The sequence below is a fragment of the Paraflavitalea speifideaquila genome (assembly GCF_032395985.1).
Lineage (GTDB): Bacteria > Bacteroidota > Bacteroidia > Chitinophagales > Chitinophagaceae > Paraflavitalea > Paraflavitalea speifideaquila.
Window position 1 is genome coordinate 6,380,252 of sequence record NZ_CP135920.1, and the last position, 17,662, is coordinate 6,397,913.

Annotated in this window: 21 protein-coding genes and 1 pseudogene; 3 read left to right on the plus strand and 19 right to left on the minus strand. The window is 44.2% G+C overall.

What is annotated here, in order from left to right; translation table 11 throughout:
* Nucleotides 1–171: 171 nt before the first annotated feature.
* From RS881_RS43820 to RS881_RS60795, 14 genes and pseudogenes are all read right to left on the minus strand, one after another.
* Nucleotides 172–1,161 (minus strand): DUF6443 domain-containing protein, encoded by a 990-nt coding sequence (locus RS881_RS43820; protein WP_315816566.1) that lies wholly within the window; start codon nt 1,159–1,161, stop codon nt 172–174.
* Nucleotides 1,130–1,996 carry a DUF8696 domain-containing protein gene (locus tag RS881_RS43825; protein ID WP_315816567.1) on the minus strand — a complete coding sequence of 289 codons (867 nt, stop codon included), beginning with the start codon at nt 1,994–1,996 and terminating at the stop codon, nt 1,130–1,132. Before RS881_RS43825 ends, RS881_RS43820 begins: the two co-directional genes overlap by 32 nt.
* A gap of 3 nt (nt 1,997–1,999) precedes the next feature.
* Nucleotides 2,000–2,395 (minus strand): hypothetical protein, encoded by a 396-nt coding sequence (locus tag RS881_RS43830; RefSeq protein WP_315816568.1) that lies wholly within the window; start codon nt 2,393–2,395, stop codon nt 2,000–2,002.
* An 11-nt stretch (nt 2,396–2,406) separates the two neighbouring features.
* Nucleotides 2,407–3,471, minus strand: a complete 1,065-nt coding sequence (locus tag RS881_RS43835) for a hypothetical protein (protein ID WP_315816569.1) — start codon at nt 3,469–3,471, stop codon at nt 2,407–2,409.
* Nucleotides 3,462–4,493 carry a hypothetical protein gene (locus RS881_RS43840; protein ID WP_315816570.1) on the minus strand — a complete coding sequence of 344 codons (1,032 nt, stop codon included), beginning with the start codon at nt 4,491–4,493 and terminating at the stop codon, nt 3,462–3,464. Before RS881_RS43840 ends, RS881_RS43835 begins: the two co-directional genes overlap by 10 nt.
* A 173-nt stretch (nt 4,494–4,666) precedes the next feature.
* Nucleotides 4,667–5,008 (minus strand): hypothetical protein, encoded by a 342-nt coding sequence (locus RS881_RS43845; protein ID WP_315816571.1) that lies wholly within the window; start codon nt 5,006–5,008, stop codon nt 4,667–4,669.
* Nucleotides 5,009–5,454: 446 nt separating this feature from the next.
* The gene (locus tag RS881_RS43850; RefSeq protein WP_315816572.1) at nt 5,455–5,694 is read right to left on the minus strand and encodes a hypothetical protein; all 240 of its coding nucleotides are present in this window, start codon (nt 5,692–5,694) and stop codon (nt 5,455–5,457) included.
* Nucleotides 5,621–5,878, minus strand: coding sequence for a hypothetical protein (locus RS881_RS43855; RefSeq protein WP_315816573.1), 258 nt, complete (start codon nt 5,876–5,878; stop codon nt 5,621–5,623). The genes RS881_RS43850 and RS881_RS43855 overlap by 74 nt, the downstream gene beginning before the upstream one ends.
* A gap of 80 nt (nt 5,879–5,958) precedes the next feature.
* On the minus strand, nt 5,959–6,369 hold the full coding sequence (locus RS881_RS43860) for a hypothetical protein (protein WP_315816574.1): 411 nt from the start codon (nt 6,367–6,369) through the stop codon (nt 5,959–5,961).
* Between the two features lie 78 nt (nt 6,370–6,447).
* Complete coding sequence (locus RS881_RS43865) at nt 6,448–6,651, minus strand: hypothetical protein (protein WP_315816575.1); 204 nt, start codon at nt 6,649–6,651, stop codon at nt 6,448–6,450.
* A 319-nt stretch (nt 6,652–6,970) separates the two neighbouring features.
* Nucleotides 6,971–7,951, minus strand: a complete 981-nt coding sequence (locus tag RS881_RS43870; protein WP_315816576.1) for a hypothetical protein — start codon at nt 7,949–7,951, stop codon at nt 6,971–6,973.
* Nucleotides 7,952–8,186: 235 nt separating this feature from the next.
* A complete protein-coding gene (locus tag RS881_RS43875; protein ID WP_315816577.1) occupies nt 8,187–8,591 on the minus strand; it encodes a 4Fe-4S binding protein in 405 nt (134 codons plus the stop codon).
* Nucleotides 8,592–9,307: 716 nt separating this feature from the next.
* Nucleotides 9,308–9,487 carry a hypothetical protein gene (locus tag RS881_RS43880; RefSeq protein ID WP_315825038.1) on the minus strand — a complete coding sequence of 60 codons (180 nt, stop codon included), beginning with the start codon at nt 9,485–9,487 and terminating at the stop codon, nt 9,308–9,310.
* A gap of 41 nt (nt 9,488–9,528) precedes the next feature.
* Nucleotides 9,529–9,576: pseudogene (locus RS881_RS60795) on the minus strand (ferredoxin); the annotation flags it as partial.
* Nucleotides 9,577–9,636: 60 nt separating this feature from the next.
* On the opposite strand from RS881_RS60795, the gene RS881_RS43885 reads away from it, so the two are divergent.
* Both RS881_RS43885 and RS881_RS43890 read left to right on the plus strand, forming a co-directional pair.
* Nucleotides 9,637–10,635 (plus strand): acyl-CoA reductase, encoded by a 999-nt coding sequence (locus RS881_RS43885; protein ID WP_315816578.1) that lies wholly within the window; start codon nt 9,637–9,639, stop codon nt 10,633–10,635.
* A 361-nt stretch (nt 10,636–10,996) separates the two neighbouring features.
* The gene (locus RS881_RS43890) at nt 10,997–12,496 is read left to right on the plus strand and encodes a trypsin-like peptidase domain-containing protein (protein WP_315816579.1); all 1,500 of its coding nucleotides are present in this window, start codon (nt 10,997–10,999) and stop codon (nt 12,494–12,496) included.
* Between the two features lie 206 nt (nt 12,497–12,702).
* Here RS881_RS43890 and RS881_RS43895 read toward each other — a convergent pair whose 3' ends face one another.
* The 3 genes from RS881_RS43895 to RS881_RS43905 are packed head-to-tail and all read right to left on the minus strand — an operon-like array spanning nt 12,703 to nt 13,972.
* Entirely contained in the window at nt 12,703–13,077 is a 375-nt protein-coding gene (locus tag RS881_RS43895; RefSeq protein ID WP_315816580.1) for an alpha-glucosidase C-terminal domain-containing protein, read from the minus strand.
* Nucleotides 13,065–13,439 carry an alpha-amylase family protein gene (locus tag RS881_RS43900; protein WP_315816581.1) on the minus strand — a complete coding sequence of 125 codons (375 nt, stop codon included), beginning with the start codon at nt 13,437–13,439 and terminating at the stop codon, nt 13,065–13,067. The genes RS881_RS43895 and RS881_RS43900 overlap by 13 nt, the downstream gene beginning before the upstream one ends.
* A complete protein-coding gene (locus tag RS881_RS43905; protein WP_315816582.1) occupies nt 13,391–13,972 on the minus strand; it encodes an alpha-amylase family glycosyl hydrolase in 582 nt (193 codons plus the stop codon). The genes RS881_RS43900 and RS881_RS43905 overlap by 49 nt, the downstream gene beginning before the upstream one ends.
* Nucleotides 13,973–14,058: 86 nt before the next feature.
* Between RS881_RS43905 and RS881_RS43910 the strand changes: the two genes are divergently transcribed.
* The gene (locus RS881_RS43910; protein WP_315816583.1) at nt 14,059–15,291 is read left to right on the plus strand and encodes a 4-hydroxy-3-methylbut-2-enyl diphosphate reductase; all 1,233 of its coding nucleotides are present in this window, start codon (nt 14,059–14,061) and stop codon (nt 15,289–15,291) included.
* A 138-nt stretch (nt 15,292–15,429) separates the two neighbouring features.
* Here the strand turns inward: RS881_RS43910 and RS881_RS43915 are convergent, their stop codons facing one another.
* Nucleotides 15,430–16,101, minus strand: a complete 672-nt coding sequence (locus tag RS881_RS43915; protein ID WP_315816584.1) for a DUF6819 domain-containing protein — start codon at nt 16,099–16,101, stop codon at nt 15,430–15,432.
* A 35-nt stretch (nt 16,102–16,136) separates the two neighbouring features.
* The gene (locus tag RS881_RS43920; protein WP_315816585.1) at nt 16,137–17,486 is read right to left on the minus strand and encodes a DUF4954 family protein; all 1,350 of its coding nucleotides are present in this window, start codon (nt 17,484–17,486) and stop codon (nt 16,137–16,139) included.
* Nucleotides 17,487–17,662: the final 176 nt, after the last annotated feature.

Sequence of the window (17,662 nt, forward strand, 5' to 3'; positions counted from 1 at the left end):
TTTGATTTGGAGCAGGTCTTGAAGGTACTGATAAGTGTTCTTCACCTGGCCCCAGTACAATGATATTAGAAGCAGCTCCGGCATTGTTTAATTCAGTCTGAAGTTGACCAGCGGGTTTATTACTTTTGTAAATACCGGTCATCACGGTCCTGTTCAGGTCGTCGTAAAAATTCACGTGCCACTCCTGAGGAGACTTATTGGCCAGGTTTCCATCCTGGGAAAAAACCACCCGGTCGCGTTGATCATACACCAGGCTCTGTTTAGCTGATCCAGGTGTTTTTTGACAATAGTTCTTCCTTTTCCATCGTACTCGTAATAAAAACATAGTTCATCAGCAATTGCCTGCGTTAAATTCCAGTTATGTGTATCCAGGTAGGCAACAGCCTTTGGGGTAATGACAAACCTCAGGCGATTAAATGCATCAAAAACGTTATAGGTACACAACCATCCTCCATGATCGTCGTTAAGACCATCAGCAGGCTCCTTAAGTTGAACTTTTTTCAAAATGACGTTTCCCTGCACATCCTTGTATTCAATCACCTTTTTGTTCTTTTCGTCCAGGGTCACCAATTTAGATAAAGTACCATTTTGATATACATCAGTAAGCGAAGAAACTGGCAAGGAACCGGCAGCATACCCAATACGCCAAATATGCACCTTTTCGTCAATACTATTTGCATTATTGAAGTCAAGAGCATACTCAACACCGATTTCATTGGCAATTCTGTAACTACCTACTTCAATTTTTTTCTTTAACCTGTTTAATGGATTGTTTTCCAGAATGGATTTACTCCAGGGAGAAGATTCATTATAATTTGTGGAATAAAAACTAACCTGATCGCCGGTAGAAGTTTTAAATTTCCCTGGCTGATTGGCTGTTGGATAAGGCAGGTATTCTAAAGTCGAACGGCCCAGCTTATCGTATTGATTAAATGAAACCATATCTACCCAGGCGTCGGCCGGGGTGACACTTACACCTTTATTCACTACCTGGATAGTTCTTCCCAATCCATCAAAATAATCAGTTTCCTGAAATTTTTTACCGATGGGCAATTGATCCGCTTGCATCCAGGAATTGATCCCTTTTGTTGCTACTGTATAGGTCCGTATATAATTTCTATTTTCATAATCAGTACTGGTATAATTTACTTTGATATCCAACGTATTGGAATACAAAGACTGCGTACCGCAAGCAATTTTTCTCCCTAACCAGGCAATTCCCTACGATAGGAGGTGAACTAGCGGGATAGGTAGCACTTGTTCCGATTGTTGTCCATGGCCCACCCTCAACAGAAAGCTCCCAGGTGTATTGATAATTTGCGGTATAACAAAATCCGCCGTCTGCATTTGTGCTTGTTATATTGAGGTTTGAATTATAAACAGGTTGCTGCGCAAGAGATATTGTACCTGCGGATAATGGCTTAGGCTCTACACTAGCGGGATCAGAAATATATTGGGTGCCATTAATGGTAGTAATACACCTGTAATAGGTAATAACTGAGGCAGCCATTGGTTGATAGCATTGAGATAAGGCACCATTGATTTCGCTCCATGAATTTAAATCCGTGCTAAACTGCCATTGGTAAGTAAGATTTTGTAATGAAGCGGCAATATTTACGCAAAGATGGTGTGGGGCTTCTCCATAATTCACCTGTTGGCTAGCTGGGATAATTGGCGGAGTGCCCACTTGGACAGCGATTCCCCCAGACTGGCCATTAAAACTCTCATAAATCTCTAAGGTCCCAATTATATTGGCATCGTCCCATTGCACCCATGCATAAATGGGTGAAGTGGTTGGATTGGTGGAGCTAATTACAATTGTTCCTCCATGAACAGTCCAGGTGATGGTTGAATATTGACTTACTCCATATGGAAAAGTTACTTCATAATAAGCCTCAGTATTTCGTCCAACTATTTCCGGACCTGATACAATTGCCTGCTGGGCAAAAGTATTTATAAAGAAACAGCAAAAGAATAATGTTATTATAAGGCGCATAATCTATTGTTTATAGTTGTATTCGTAAGCTTTGATTAAGTTCCTGTATTGATCTTTTACCGTTTTAAGCCGCCCAAATGGATCATATTCATAATAAGTAATCCTGTTATTGGCATCACATTCCGAAGTTTTACCAACGCCAGGTTCATAGGTATAAGTTATCATTCTGGTATTTTTGGGATAAAGACGAATTTCATCTACACGGCTATTACCCAAAATGGATAAATTGCTATTAAGAGCGGGAAGCTCAAATTCAAGAAAAGTCCAACCATTAATAGTTGGCCCTGTTTTAACTGCTTGATAGATATTCCCGCCTGCATTGATGGTTACCTGACTCTGTGTTGACCACAATGTTATGGTAACCGGTTTATTAATTGATGCAGGGGAAATCATTTCCAAGCCGCCTCTTGTCAGATCATAGCAAATTTTACCGGTAGGACAAATATCTGAGACAATTCCACTTGTCGAGTAAGTCCACCCACCGCTGTTATCAGCTTCAAAGAGGTGTATTTGACTTCGCTATTCATGGCGTTTGTTGCTTCTGCTACAACCTGCCTCCGGTGATAATCGTAGATACTTGATTTATGAGAATTTCCCGCATTGATAATATTCTGAATAGGGTTACCATCAGCATATAGGATAGCCGTTTTTTGTTTCAGATAGGGGTAATTTTTAAAATTCGATCTATCAAAATTGATATCGCCTGGTTCAACAATTGTATTACCAAGTGGCGCTACTAATTCAGATTGATACAATTGAAATGGCCTAATATCATTATTAGCCAATTGTACATACTCAGTTACAGAAGAGCTTGTCAATTGCCTGGTTGCGTCGGATGTACTTTTTATCCAGGAATTCACACTTACCGGCGCATTCACCATATTAGCGCTTTTCATGGTACTCATGATAGGCAAAGTGTTGTCATAATCTGCCGTATAAAATGTTGTGGTTCCTATAAAATCCCCTTTGCTATCTTTCCTATACACGGTTCTTGGCAAGAAATTGGCATCGCTATAAGTGTACAGAATATCAGTTGAAGTTGAGGCACCATTGCTATTATAAATTGTTTCAGTAGTCTTAAATAATTCTGCACGCCCCTGGTAAGGATAATAAGCGACCGAATTGATAAAGCCAGGCTCAAAGGCCACAGCAAACATGTTATAAGCGCCGGATACTACACGATTAACATACCACGACTTTGACAAGTAATTATTGTCTGCATTAATCAGCCTTGATATAGAATTGTAAAAATTTTCAACTTTTTTGACTTCTTGCCCAGCAGAATTTACCCAGGTAACAACACGCGGAAGACCATACATCCATTCGGCTGCTCTTACTTTACCAGTGCTGAAAGGGATACCCAAAGGTCCCTGCTCAATCAAGGGAAATTCCTGGTCTGAGGTAAAATCATAAACAGTTTTCCCGTTCGTCCCCGTTAGCGTTTCACCAGAATAAATAGCATCAATTACTTCCACACGGGAATATTGATAGGGCAATGGGTTAATTTGATTGTAATTGTCGTTTTTGATGAGCGAAAGGGAAAAGTCCTTATAGCCATCAGAAAAATGATGTCGATTATCTGGGCAATTACATAAACAACCATTACATCATAAGCGGCGTCGCTAATAGAAGCATGGCCAAACATGCCCCCGCTCACGCTTTGGGTATATATTGCATTAGGTGCATTGTAGAATATTTTTGTTACGAAATTGGCAGCCATATCCTTGAAGTTGTTTCCCTGGTTATAGGTGCCGTTCAGTTTATATTGTCTTACAGCTCTTGTTTCAGTATAATAAGGAACTTCAAATCCCCAGGCCGAAGATGCGCCGCCCACCTTAACATACTTATAATCTTTAATAATGTCGTTTTCATGAGTTACTCCATCAAATACTTTGGTTTTCAGTACTCTTACTCCACCTGCATACTTTCCTGTAAATGGACTATTTTCTGCCTGATTGCCTTCATATTGCCATTCGAGGGTACCACCTTCAGGGTATTTAACTGTTTTAATTATTCCATATTTGGCTTCCAGCAAGCTATAATTAGTGAAGGATTTAGCTTGCAACTCAGAAGCGGGGAACCCATCTGCATCTTCCTGTATAAAGCTATGGTTAGGATTGTAATACCCCCAATGATCGGTAAAGAGGGAATACATGGGAGGGATAATGTCTCGTCCAACTCCTGAAGGCATATTGTAAGTAAATTCATGCGCTGGTAATGCAGTTCCATCAGCACCCACTTTCTTAAAATCTTTGAGGAATAACCGTGCAAACCGTTTATCCTGTGCCTGAAAAACATTTGTAAGTGGTACTATCTGACTCTTAAAGAAATAGCCATAATTAAACCGGTATCCATACAAAGGTTTATTGAGGTATGACACATTCAATTCGGTCAAGGCTTTATCACCGGGAAAATCGACCCTATCCGCAGCCGTATAAACAAATTCAACCAGGTAGGGATCAGGAAATTGGATGGAGGTGAGTCTTTTGGAAACCATTTTCGTTCGCTCTAACAATGTTTCCTGGCTAACCTCATTCGTTCCGCTGACAGTTAAAGATTGACGGACAATGTGTTTTACACCTTCTATATCTACTGGATACGCGCTATAATTGAACGTAATTTTCTCGTTAGTCAGCGGATTTAGAGTTTCGGTTAAAAACCATTTGGTTATTATTTTTCTATTACGTACTCCCCATGTTCAATGCCCTTAAGAACCCGATAGTTGTTGACCTGTATGCCATTATTGTATCTTAAAACATCTGTTATTTCCCTTTCAGAGAATTTGTATTGAATCCCCTGTTCATCAGTTATTATAAAGGAAGAAATACGGGTTTGTATATTCTCATTTTCCATATTTGTCTCGGCAAACGAAATCAAGACCTTACTGTCATTTAGCACTTTTGGGATCTTATTTTTCCCGATTACAAATTTTCCAATGCGTCCATTGAACTGAAATACAAAAACATCCTGCTCCCGGTCATCAAAGTTTTGTCTAAAACCTGGAGCCCCCAATTGAACGGAAACTGGGGAGTATGTGAAAACCTATTAGGTATCGCATTTTGTGGTAAGACTGTAGTATATAGATAACCGTTTGGGTAGCACCATTCTGATGTGATCCAAAAGCCAAGGCGTCAACAAAGCTAGGATCACTGGCAGATCCAACCTGATCGTCCGGCTCACCGTTTTGAATTCTCGAAATAAATCCACCTGCATGCAGCGCCCATCCGGCTCCAATAGAACTAGCTAGTTCATTTACCTTTAATCCATTACCGGAAACATAGGAAAGCCCCAGATGTGTACTTAGGCCACTCTTAGTATCTGAATACTGAAATAAAGGAAAGCCAATTCTGCGGCACCCGTTTGCAGATTCACTTGCCCCAGTGAGACTGAAGCATAAAAACACTGATAATTAACATCCATTTGTTCATATAATTCTCTTTTCATTCAAAATGAACTAACTAATTTCTTTTTTTATTTGATTGAAGCACTTCTTGCTCCAGCTTCTCAATCCTCTTATTCTGCTCAATAATATACAGGGTGAGTTCTTCAATTTTTTTAAGCAAGGCAGCCTGGTTCACACCCAGGTCAAGGCCTTCCTTTTCTACTTCTGCAGCAGAAGGAATCTCAGGTAAGTGATTGTTCTTTTGAATAAATTTTTTCGAGATCAGCCAGTGGCATGAGTTGGTAATCTTTTTCAAATACATAATCAGGCCAATTCTGCTCCAGTTTTACCCTGGCGCTGGTGAAGATGGCGCTGCCATTAACGGCCAGTTTGAAACCGCGGGAGTCATTTGTACCAATGGACACATTACCGGCATCGGGAGCCAGTACAATTTGTTCGAGGTTAGTAAATCCACCGACATCAAGCAGCTTCGCATACATGATGTCTTTTGTACTGCTACCCAATGTAGCTCCATGATTCTCTTTGAATGACCATTTGGCAAAATTCTTATATCTACCTATTAAAATATCTGCAGAAAACCAGTATATCTGTTGGCCGTCCGGATAGATAATATTACCGATATTGGAAGAGGGGTTTTGAAATTAATGTACTGGCCTTCAAATTGCTCATCTTGTCCACCTATCATCAGCAGTGCATTGTCGGGTACGTTGGCACTCCAATTGCTGTTATTGGTCCGGGTAAGGTGCAATTTTGCTTTTGGGTAAAGGGTCCCCACCCCTAAATTCCCATTAGCAGTGATTGTCATTGCTTCCAGGTTGTTCGTTTTTATTATCAAGTTCTTATTATCGGTGGTTCCGAGGAAATGTGTGCCAGGTGTTGTGGAGCTATTACCAGTTAATGACCATTGAGCTGAAGCATTACTATTGCATATACCTATCGCTGCAACCAATAAGAGTTTAGTATAATTCATGATTTTTTCTTTTAAAGGGATTATTTTTTGATTTAATCGGATCGTTTGTTTTTTGTTCCTGTTCCAGCGGCCTTGCTTTTATCTGTTATATTTCCTTATTCTGTTCAATAATATACAGGGTAAGCTCTTCGTGATCTTTTCGAAGGCATAATTGGCAAAATGCAGCAGGCTTTGCAGGCTGGTAGTTCCAATTCCTACATTTCCAGTTGTACCAATGGTATTTGTTTGGGCAAAGGAATTCAGGGCCAGCCCAAGGAGGGCAGCAGAGAGTAAAAATTTCATATATGAGGTTTGGTGTTAGAGCGATTAACAATCGCCGTATGGATGCTTTATTTTGAAGTACTAAAAACTATATCCTACCCTGAACTTCAAGGCCTGGGCCTTGGGCACTTGCTGGTAGCTGAGAATATCCCATAGCAACTGAACCTTTGTTTTTTGAAGGCCTTGCTCTTTAGAGAGATGATCTTGCTGATACCTACCAACCCACTCTGTTGCCATTCTTCAGCACGTTTTTGTTCCTGGGGCGTCAATGTTTGTGTATACGACAGGGGTTGGTAATTGTATTCAAATCCACCAGAGGCAAAAAAGCTGCCTTTGAGTTTTACATCGAGAAAAGATCGCAGGCCGGCTCCCTGGCTGCTAATATTGATGTTGCGTATGTCTTTGCCCCAGCCCACTTTATAGCTGCCACCCACCCCAATGATGCTTTTATCGCTGAGTTTGTAACCAACTGACAGTCCGAGATCGGAAGTGGTGGGGAAAAAGTTACTTGATTTCTGGGTTTGCAAGTTGGTACCATATTCCAGGCGCTTCCAAAATGATTTTGTTTTTGGTTGTTGGGTTTAAAATCGGGCATGTCCATATCAGCGCCACCAGCACCCAATTTGTTGATCTTGTCTTTCAGGGTATTTAGCTGTGCCTGGGCCGCCTGCAGGTTTTGTTGCAAGAGTTGTTGTGCGTTGGGGCCAGCAGCAGACAATTGATTTTGCATCAGCTGTTGTACCTGGCTGCGGGTTTGCAAGCCAGCCAGGCTTTGGTTGCTGCCATAACCAGCAGGTACAGCAAACAGTCCGGCCAACTCGGAATGCTGTTGCATGAAGCTTTGAAAGGCGGGTAGTTTATTGAGTAGTGATAATGTTTTGGTCAGGAGTTTATCAGGATCATTCAGCATGTCCTTATATTCCTGTAGTTGTTGGGAATAATAAAAGAGTTCTTTATTGAAATCCTGGTATCCCTTGGTGAGGCCTTGGGGAAGGGTGGTATACCGGCTAAGGGTGGCTTTGATCTGTTCTTTGCGTTCCCTGATAAAGGCTTTTACCTGTTCGCTTTGCTGGAGCTTACCCTGGAGTTGTTGTACCTGCTGAAGGGAACCGGTAACCTTTTTAGCTTCTTCGGAATTGAGCAAGCCATTGGTTTGTTGCAGGAAGGAAAGGGAAGTTTTCAGGGAATCCACATAAGGCATGTATTGCCCGCCACTGCGGCCAACGATAGCGGTAGGATTTTTAAGTTGTTGCTGGAGTTGGGCATATTTTTCGGCAGAACCATCAAAGAGTTGTTTGGCAGCCGTGGAGTCGGTCTTCATTAATTTCCGCCGGAGTTTCTCTTCTTTTTGGCCAGGCGCTGCAGGTACTTTTCGGTTTGCCGGGTAAGTTGGGCCTCGAGCTTATCGGTCTTTTTTGAATGCGTTCATTAAACCGGGAGGGTAAATTAATGAGTTTATCGACGAAAGATGTTCCTTCCTGGGCCGCCGCCTTTTGCAGGCAAACAAGGTTCAGGAAGCATATCAACAGCCATGGTTTTGGTTTTCTCACGGGCAATCAGGTTTTGGGTAAATGGTTAAGCAAAATAATCGCAAAGATATCCGGCAGGTAAATGTTAAAGGTGCATTTTTGCCTTTTGGCAATCAACTCCTCTACAGTTTCCTGGTACATGTCATCGGGCACACAGCTGTCGACAGGACAAGCTACCACGCACTGTGGTTCTTCATGAAACCCCTGGCATTCTGTACATTTATCGGGAACAATATAGTAATAGTTAGTGCTAATGGGGGCAAAGCGCTGCCCGGCATCCACTACACGTCCATCCAGAAGGGTAAAATTACCTTTTACCTTGGTACCGTCGGAGATGGCCCATTCCACCCCGGGCTCATAAATAGCATTGTTAGGGCATTCCGGCTCACAAGCATTGCAAACGATACATTCGTCTGTTATTTTAAGGGCCATGTTTAACTTCTTTCGGTTAAGGTTTAGCATTTGAAAGCAACCCGCATACCGCCGACAAAAGCGGGTAACCGCTGCGGGTATGACTGCTCTTCATCAGTATGAAGTAATGACTAATTTTTCAACCGGCAAAGGACAAACCAATAAATGTGCAGATATGGGGGTTAAGTGTGCAGTTTAGGGCAATAAGTGTGTGGGGGAAATCGTGTAGCGGCAATGCGTTTGCGTCGAAGGGGCGTAAGCACGGCAGGGTGCGGCTTTTCTGTTCTTTTGCCTTGATGCCAGGCCCGATCGCTCCGCGCGGCCTGGCGAGCCAACTCCTCGCCAGGTGTAACTTTGATTGTTTACCCGTAGCCAGCTTCACTTGCCTGGCATAGGTACGCCCGGAGCAAATGGCGGAGTAACAAATACTCCTATTTGCGCCAGGGGCAAGTTTTGCTTCGATGGAGGAGAAAGATGAAGGATGTTATCTAAAAATCGGAAAGGTGAAGGACGTTAATCTCTTCACCTTTCTACAACGGGAAATATCACCCGCCTGCTTGGAGTAGTACTAAGACTACAGTTACTATTTGAATACTGTTAAGTTACAACAATCAAGTACTCTGTTCCAAATTTTGGAAGGGGTACTTATGCACAATACTGTTAAAGGTGCATTTTTGCTTTCTTAGCCATCAGCTCATCTACTGTTTCCTGGTACATTTCATCGGGTACGCAGCAATCTACAGGGCAAACGGCCGCACATTGGGGTTCTTCATGAAACCCTTGACATTCAGTGCATTTATTGGGGTTATATAGTAGATATCGACACTAATGGGGGCAAAACGCTGGTCGGCATCCACCACGCTCCCATCCAGGAGGGTAAAACTGCCTTTACGTTGGTGCCGTCGGAAATAGCCCATTCAACACCGCCTTCGTAGATGGCATTATTGGGGCATTCCGGCTCGCAAGCTCCACAATTGATACATTCATCTGTTATTTTGATAGACATATATTGCTTGAATTTTAATGGATCGAATACAGTTATTTTGCACGACAAATATAAGCTGTAATGAATTTACAACAACGGATAGATTTAGGGAAGCGGTTGGGAGAATATATTTTATCGGCTGATAATCAATGGGCAGCGGCCAAGGAAAAGGCTTCCCGGGAGAACGGTTGGTTTACACCGGAGTTTATTGAGCTATCTATAAAAGGGATTGGTTATGAATTTTTGAACGCGGGTAAGCTATCGGATTGGGCCACTCAATATGGCATCCCGGCCGAAAATGCCGGCCAAAAAAATGTGGGGATCGTTATGGCCGGCAATATCCCGCTGGTTGGTTTTCACGACTTCCTGTCGGTGTTCATGAGCGGCCACGGGCAAACGATTAAACCCTCCTCCAAGGATGAGGTGCTGATCAAGCACCTGGTAGAACAATTGCATAGCTGGGTGCCGGCCACGCAAGGGCTGGTAACGCTGCAGCCTATGCTGAAGGGGTGTGATGCCTATATAGCCACGGGCAGCAATAATTCAGCGCGGTATTTTGATTACTATTTCGCGAAATATCCGCATATTATCCGTCGCAACCGCACCTCGGTAGCCATCCTGGATGGCAATGAAACGGTAGAGGAACTGGCTTTACTGGCGGACGATGTGTACCAGTATTTTGGGCTGGGTTGCCGGAATGTAACGCAGTTGTATGTGCCAGCAGATTATGATTTTGTACCGCTGCTGGAGACCTTTAAAAAGTACAAGGAGCTGGCGGGTCACCATAAATACAAGAACAATTACGATTACCAGCTAGCCATCTTAATCCTGAATAAGTCGTATTATATGACAAACGGGAGTATCATACTGCATGAAAATGCTTCTCCTTTCTCCCCGATCAGTCAGTTGCACTATTCGTTTTACAAAGATGCAGCAGCAACTGCCGAGGACCTGGCCAATAACACAGATATTCAATGTATAGTGGGTAAAAAATGGCTCCCTTTCGGGCAGGCTCAACAACCAGGATTGACGGATTATGCGGATGGCATTGATACGATGCGATTCCTGGTTGGGTTGTGAGGGAAGTCGGGAAAGTAGGGAAAGTAGGGAAAGTCCGAAAGTCCGAAAGTCGGGAAGTCGGGAAGTCCGAAAGTCGGGAAAGTCCGTCCTGATAGTTATACGGGAGGAAAGTCAGAAAGCCTGAAGCGGGAAAATGGTTGAAGGATTGGGATAAGCGGGCAGTTTTGGGTTGTCTAACTGGTTGAGTTTCCGAGTTATTGTTTTAAATTTGTAGTAGCAAGTACGAAGACTTTAGTAAATTAATTGTTAAACCGGAGGGGAGGTTCGATCCTTATAGGTTTTGTGGTGTTAATTTGTTGTGACCGGTTATATGATTTGAATTCGTATATTTTCAACAGCAAAAATAAAATTACAACCGAATATGAAGTTTAAACAGATAGCAGCGATTGTGTTATTGAGTGCTGCCACAACGTTCGCAACCATGTGGGGGTATCAGAAGTACGCCAAGCAGGATACGTATGTGTATCAGAATGACAATAATGACAGTGGGAAGGTGCCGGCCAATTATGCCGACTTTAAAGGGTTGACGAATGCGCCTGCCGACTTTGTGCCTGCAGCCAATGCCGCGATACCAGCTACGGTACACATCAAAACAAAAGCAACGCGTACGGCCAGTAATAACCTGCCCCGGAGAAGTCCTTTTGGCGACCTGTTTGATATGGACCTGGATGATTTCTTTGGTGACCGTTTGCGGTCGGTGCCCCAAATGGCATCGGGCTCCGGCGCGATCATCAGCGAAGATGGTTATATCGTAACGAATAATCACGTAGTAGAGGGGGCGGACGAGATTAATGTGACGCTGAACAATAAAAAAACATTCAAGGCCAAGCTGGTAGCCGCCGACCCCAGCAGTGACCTGGCAGTGATCAAGGTAGAAGCCAAAGGGCTACCCTTCCTGATCTATGGCAATTCGGATGATGTAAAGGTGGGTCAGTGGGTACTGGCAGTAGGCTATCCCTTAACGCTGGAAACAACGGTTACGGCGGGTATTGTGAGCGCCAAGGGCAGAACGCTGGATATTAACAGCCGTCAGAGCCGTACACCGGTAGAATCGTTCATTCAAACGGATGCCGCGGTGAATCCCGGTAATAGTGGTGGTCCGCTGATCAATACCGATGGTAAACTGATCGGTATCAACTCGGCCATTGCATCTCCAACGGGCGCCTATGCCGGTTATTCGTTTACGATCCCGGTAAATATCGTGAAGAAAATAGTGGCCGACCTGATGAAGCACGGTACGGTTCAACGAGCTTACCTGGGTATTGAATATCCCCGTGAGAATCTGAGCGACGAAGTGAAAGAACAAAATGGTATTAAGGAGGGCGAAGGTGTGTATGTATTGAATGCACGTACAGAAGGCGCTGCCGCCGCTGCCGGTATCAAGAAAGGCGATATCATTACCAAGATCAATGGTGTGCCAGTAGTAAGTGGCGCCGATATGGTTGGACAGATCGCTACTTACCGCCCCGGTGATAAGGTGAACATTTCTTACAAAAGAGAAGGTAAAGAAAATACGGTTGCTGTAACGTTGCGCAATGCTACCGGATCAACTGATATCGTACGCACATCGGCCATAGACAAACTGGGTGCAGAGCTGGAAACGCTGAGCAAAGAAGATGCAAAACAACTGGGTGTGAATGGTGGCGTAGTCATCAAATCCATCAGTGGTAAGGGCGCTCTTAGCAAAGTACGTGTACAGGAAGGCTATGTGATCTTAAAAGCAGATGGTAAAGAAGTGAAGACGGTAGACGAATTCCGGAAGATATTGGAAGGGGTTACGGGAAATGTAAAGATAGAAGGTATGTATCCCGGATATGAAGGTATCTATCCAATTGTGATACCTATGAACAGCGCGAATTAATCGCCGATTAATCGCAGATTTCGCAGATTAATGTAGTAATACAGATTAAGCTTAGATCATAATAAAAGGTGCGGCGGGACTCTTAACGGGGTCCCGCTTTTTTATCGCAGATCACACAGATTAAGCGCTGATTTCGCGGATTGGAATGGATTTCACGGATTAGTTGCGGATGAGGCGAGGAATGCTCAATTTTCAATGCTCCATGTTCAATTGGTTAATACCAGGTAATCCCAGGCCTTGAGATCAATCGTTAATTGGGAGGTGATGAAAATGGAACTGGCATCCAATAGATTGGTGAAGGTTCCCTGTACCTGACCACCTGGTAGCTGTATGGCGAGGGGCTGAGGAGAAAGGTTCAATATAACGAGCAATTGCCTGTTTTCGTAGCGCCTCAGGAAAGCAAACACCTGGTCGTTTTGAGTAGTGGCTATACGAATGGGTTGTGTGGCACTGGCGGTATTGATAGCAGGATGTTGCTTGCGCAACAGGTTCAATGACCGATAGAAATCGTGCAGCTGGTTGTTGCCAGTCCACTCAATCGGATCTTTATCAAAAAACTTCAGCCGTTTCAGGTTGGGCAATTCCTGTCCGCTGTAAATAAGCGGTATTCCATACCAGGTAGCATTAAAAACGGCCAGTGGCCTGGCAGCTCCATCATATTTTTCGTATTCGGTGCCATTCCAGCTGTTCTCATCATGGTTGGCTGTAAAAACAAGGGGCAGGTACCTGACGGAAACTGTTGCAGGTAGAGGTTCAGTAAATCTACGAGGTTTTGGAGGTTCACCTGGGCTTTAGCATATTTCCCGGTTTGGTGCATCCAGCGCCAGGCATAACAAGTATCAAAAACATCGAGGTACAGTAGATCTTCTGTTTCGGCCAGCCAGAACAATGGTTTCAGGGGGTCGAGGGCGGTACGGGCCTGCCGCCAGAAATCGAGGGGCACCAGGTGGGCCATATCGCAACGGAATCCGTCGATATTGCATTCCTTGATCCAAAAGCCATGGCATCGATCATGGCCTGCCGCATGGGTTGGTCGTAATAGTTGAGATCAATTACATCGTCCCAGCCATGGGTATCATAAAATTTACCATCAATATCTTTCTTGAAATACTGGGGATGGGTAGTTGTCCATACATGATCGAGGCCGGTATGGTTGGCCACCCAATCAATAATGACCTTCATGCCGGCAGTGTGTGCCTGTTGTACGAGGTTTTTAAAGTCGTTGACGGTGCCAAATTCGGGATTGGTAGTGGTATAATCGGCGCAGGCATAATAGCTGCCCATGGTGCCTTTGCGGCCCGCTTTACTGATGGGGGTAATGGGCATGAACCAGAGTACCTCTACGCCCATGGCCGCCAGGCGGGGTAGCTGCCGGCCAAAAGCCGCAAATGTTCCTTCGGGGGAATATTGACGGATATTGACTTCATAAATATTGGTATCGGTGCTCCATGCTACAGGTGTAAAGCGTCTCGGCATAAATCATGATGGGTTGGAAACGATACGAATATAGCCCATCTGACCGTAAGTGATGCATTCACCGGCAACTTTGTACCTTTGCCAAGATGAAAACATTCAACGTTCCCATCATATATCGCAGCCCGCTTTTGCATGGTATTAAAAACAACCGGAAGGCTGGCGATAAAATGAAGAAAGATTTTACCCCTACGTTGCTTGACCTGGGGCCTATACATATTTACCTGGCGCGTCATTTTGGTTTCTGTTACGGGGTGGAAAATGCCATTGAGATCTCATTCCGCACGATTGAGGAAAATCCCGGCAAACGGATCTACTTATTGAGTGAAATGATCCATAACCCACAAGTGAATGCGGACCTGCAACAAAGAGGGGTACAATTTTTACAGGATACGTATGGGAAGCAGTTGATCGGCTTTGAGGAGTTGACGCCTGATGATGTGGTGATCATCCCCGCCTTTGGCACCACGCTGGAAATAGAAGCCAGGCTTACCGGACTGGGCATACCCATTGAAAAATACAATACGACCTGCCCTTTTGTAGAAAAGGTTTGGAACCGGAGTGAGCAGATTGCTAAAAAAGGATATACGATTGTGATCCATGGTAAGCCGAAGCATGAAGAAACCAGGGCTACTTTTTCGCATGCATCGGAAAACGCCCCTTCGGTCATCGTGAATGATATGACAGAAACGCAGGTTTTGGCGCAATACATCACAGGAGAAAAGGACGGAGCTGATTTTTATACGCGCTTTGCCGGCAGGTATTCACCGGGTTTTGATGTTACGCAAGATTTACAGCGTATTGGGGTAGTGAATCAAACCACCCAGTTGGCAACTGATACGCAGGCTATTGCCGATTACCTGAAACAAACGATGCGGCAGCAATATGGATTGACGGATAGTAATATCGGGGAAAGGTTTGCCGATACGCGGGACACGTTGTGTTATGCCACGAATGACAATCAAACGGCCATCATGCATATGCTGGATACGCCGGCCGACCTGGCGATTGTAGTAGGAGGTTATAATTCATCGAATACAACGCACCTGGTAGAATTATGTGAAGTAAAGCTGCCTACGTATTTTATTAACGCAGAAGACAAATTGATCTCCGCCAGTAATATCCTGCACTATAATTATCACACCAAACAAGAAATATTATCAGGAGATTATCTTCCTGTACAGCAACCAGTTCGCCTACTCATTACGAGTGGAGCTTCCTGTCCGGATGCGCTGGTGGAAGGGGTGATCAGGAGAATTGCATCTTTCTATGGTGTGGAGGATACGGTGAATGAATTGACTTCCCAATTTGCTGGGGCGTGAGAAGTGAGACGGCAATCGCGAATCGGCAGTCGGCAATTGGTCCCGCAAGCATGCAGGATGAATACATTTGTTACGAAACCCTTGCTACGCATATATTCACGATTCACAGTTTGCTCGTCTAAGTGGGAATTACCGTATTCAGCTTCCACTTTTTATGAGTTGTTGAACGTCTTTTTTGTAGGATTCCAAAGCAGCCTGTTCCTGTTTGATAAATGTATTATCGGTTAGTTTACCCACCACTTTATTCATTTCTTCGGTCGTTTGATAAACCATTTTCCGGAAAGGGTTGCGGTAATCTTTGGCACGGGATTCATAAATGCCTTTTACCATCCATTCTTTGGTGAGTATGCTTTGCTGCACCAGGTTTTTCAGGGCTGCCGGCCCCGCTTTTTTCAAGTTGATGCCTGTTACTTCTTTTAAAGCAGCCAGGGCATGGAACAATTTTTCCTGTGGATAGGATTGTGCCTGTTGGCCATAAAAGGCATGGATATCGTTCCAGCCCTTCACGCGGCCCGCATGTATTTGTTTGATGAGTTTATCGAGTGCAGTACGCAATACCAACTGACCGCCGGCATTGATCCATGATGAAAGAACAGGTTTAGATGGCACCAGGGTTGTGAACTGCTCATGGGATTTAATGGCCTGGTGACGGGTAAATTCCAACAGTTGTTGTACGGCATTATAAACGATCAGCTCCTTGAAAATGCGGTAGGCGGCAGGTACTTTCACCAATACAACAGGCCGGGCACTATTTTCAAACCCTTCGGCCAATATTTCCAGTTGATTGATGACGGGGTTATTATCCTCCAACAGCTTTTTACCTATGGCGGTTATTTCTTCGACAGTCAGTTTTTATGGTTGCCTTCTTTTTTGAGCCATGCTTTACCGGTATACAATTGGAGGAGTGAGATGGAATGTACGATCTCGTTTACAGAGTCAGGCGCCAGGAAGCTGAATTCAATATGCTGGGTTTTATCAATGCGCTTATCACGATCTACATATTTCCAGGAATTACGGGCCAGGGCATACATATTGTACAAGAACCAGTAAGCAGGCATTACAACAAGCCTGTTATTGGTTACATCGTTGCTTACGAGTGAAAACGGCAAGGGGATATTCAACTCTACGGGAAAATCGCCTTTGGCCAATATGGTAAAGGTGGCAAAACGGGAGTTGTGTTTGATGCTTACGCAGAGGCCGGGCCAAAAACCGCGACCGGCTATTAATTCACCATCCGGGCTGCGGGAATTGTGGTTGGAGCCAATGGTAGCGCCGGCTGCCATATTGGATTGTCCCTGTACCAGGGCTGCGCATAAGAAAGAGTTGTTGTGGTGTTGTTCGTGGGCCGGGAAAATAAGGGAATTCAATACTTCGCAACAGGAAATGGTGGAGTTATCGCCCAAATAAGAGTTGATGAGGCGGGCGCCGTATTTTAATTGAGAATGGGATGCCAGGAAAAAGCGTACGGCTTTTACGCCATAAAAGAGGCGGCATCCATAACCGATGATGCCATTTACCAATTCGCACCCCTCTCCTACCTGTGTTTGTGCTTCGGCAGAGGAATTGATGGTAACGTTCTTGATTTTATTGGCCCCTTTGATATAAGCATCGGTACCTACATTTACATCTTTTAGGATGCGGCAGTTCTTAATAACGGTACGATGGCCAATATAGCCGTAATAACCGCGACGGGTATCAAACTTTTGTTGGGTAAACTGTTTCAGTTTTTCCTGCAATAGGGTATCATCGCGGAATTGGGTCCATAACCAGGCATCGCCCGGCAACATGCCATCAAAAGGGATGATGCGGCGGCCACCGTTCTCATTGCACACTTCGAGCCAGATGCGTATGTCTTCGGTTTCGCCTTCCTTGAGAATACCGTTACCAAATTTGGCATGGTCGGTAGCATCGATCTCGTTGATATTAACGAGTATGACCTCGCTGCCGGTGATGTAGTGGGAAATAAAATTGACATTATCTACCACTATATTGTCGCCAAAATCGCAGCTGATAATGGTGCTGTTATACAATCCTACAGGCCGGCGAAGGTTGTGAAACTCCAGGTAGAAGGGTTCCAGTTTGCCAATACGCACCAAACCAAAGAATTTACAATTTTGTACCAGTTCGGGGGTGAAGGCATTTGATACGAGGATATTGTTCCAATTATCAGATGTATTGCGGTTACGCACCAACACTTCTATTTCATAAGCGGTTAACTGACGGTACTGGATACCGTTCTCATTTTGCTGGTTACGCAGGTAGTATTCATCCTTTCCTTTCGGAATGTACCCGGCGGAATAAAGTGGTACCCCAATGTATTGATGGGGCTCTTTTTTATTACATTCATGGCGCAGATGGCTGATTACTGATT

What these genes read in the sequence shown, in the direction of transcription:
- RS881_RS43825 (WP_315816567.1), bottom strand. Translation starts at nt 1,996, where the DNA reads ATGCGCCTTATAATAACATTATTCTTTTGCTGTTTCTTTATAAATACT.
- RS881_RS43840 (WP_315816570.1), bottom strand. Translation starts at nt 4,493, where the DNA reads ATGGTTTCCAAAAGACTCACCTCCATCCAATTTCCTGATCCCTACCTG.
- RS881_RS43855 (WP_315816573.1), bottom strand. Translation starts at nt 5,878, where the DNA reads ATGTATGCGAAGCTGCTTGATGTCGGTGGATTTACTAACCTCGAACAA.
- RS881_RS43860 (WP_315816574.1), bottom strand. Translation starts at nt 6,369, where the DNA reads ATGAATTATACTAAACTCTTATTGGTTGCAGCGATAGGTATATGCAAT.
- RS881_RS43865 (WP_315816575.1), bottom strand. Translation starts at nt 6,651, where the DNA reads ATGAAATTTTTACTCTCTGCTGCCCTCCTTGGGCTGGCCCTGAATTCC.
- RS881_RS43870 (WP_315816576.1), bottom strand. Translation starts at nt 7,951, where the DNA reads ATGAAGACCGACTCCACGGCTGCCAAACAACTCTTTGATGGTTCTGCC.
- RS881_RS43875 (WP_315816577.1), bottom strand. Translation starts at nt 8,591, where the DNA reads ATGGCCCTTAAAATAACAGACGAATGTATCGTTTGCAATGCTTGTGAG.
- RS881_RS43880 (WP_315825038.1), bottom strand. Translation starts at nt 9,487, where the DNA reads ATGGGCTATTTCCGACGGCACCAACGTAAAGGCAGTTTTACCCTCCTG.
- RS881_RS43885 (WP_315816578.1), top strand. Translation starts at nt 9,637, where the DNA reads ATGAATTTACAACAACGGATAGATTTAGGGAAGCGGTTGGGAGAATAT.
- RS881_RS43890 (WP_315816579.1), top strand. Translation starts at nt 10,997, where the DNA reads ATGAAGTTTAAACAGATAGCAGCGATTGTGTTATTGAGTGCTGCCACA.
- RS881_RS43905 (WP_315816582.1), bottom strand. Translation starts at nt 13,972, where the DNA reads ATGCCGAGACGCTTTACACCTGTAGCATGGAGCACCGATACCAATATT.
- RS881_RS43910 (WP_315816583.1), top strand. Translation starts at nt 14,059, where the DNA reads ATGAAAACATTCAACGTTCCCATCATATATCGCAGCCCGCTTTTGCAT.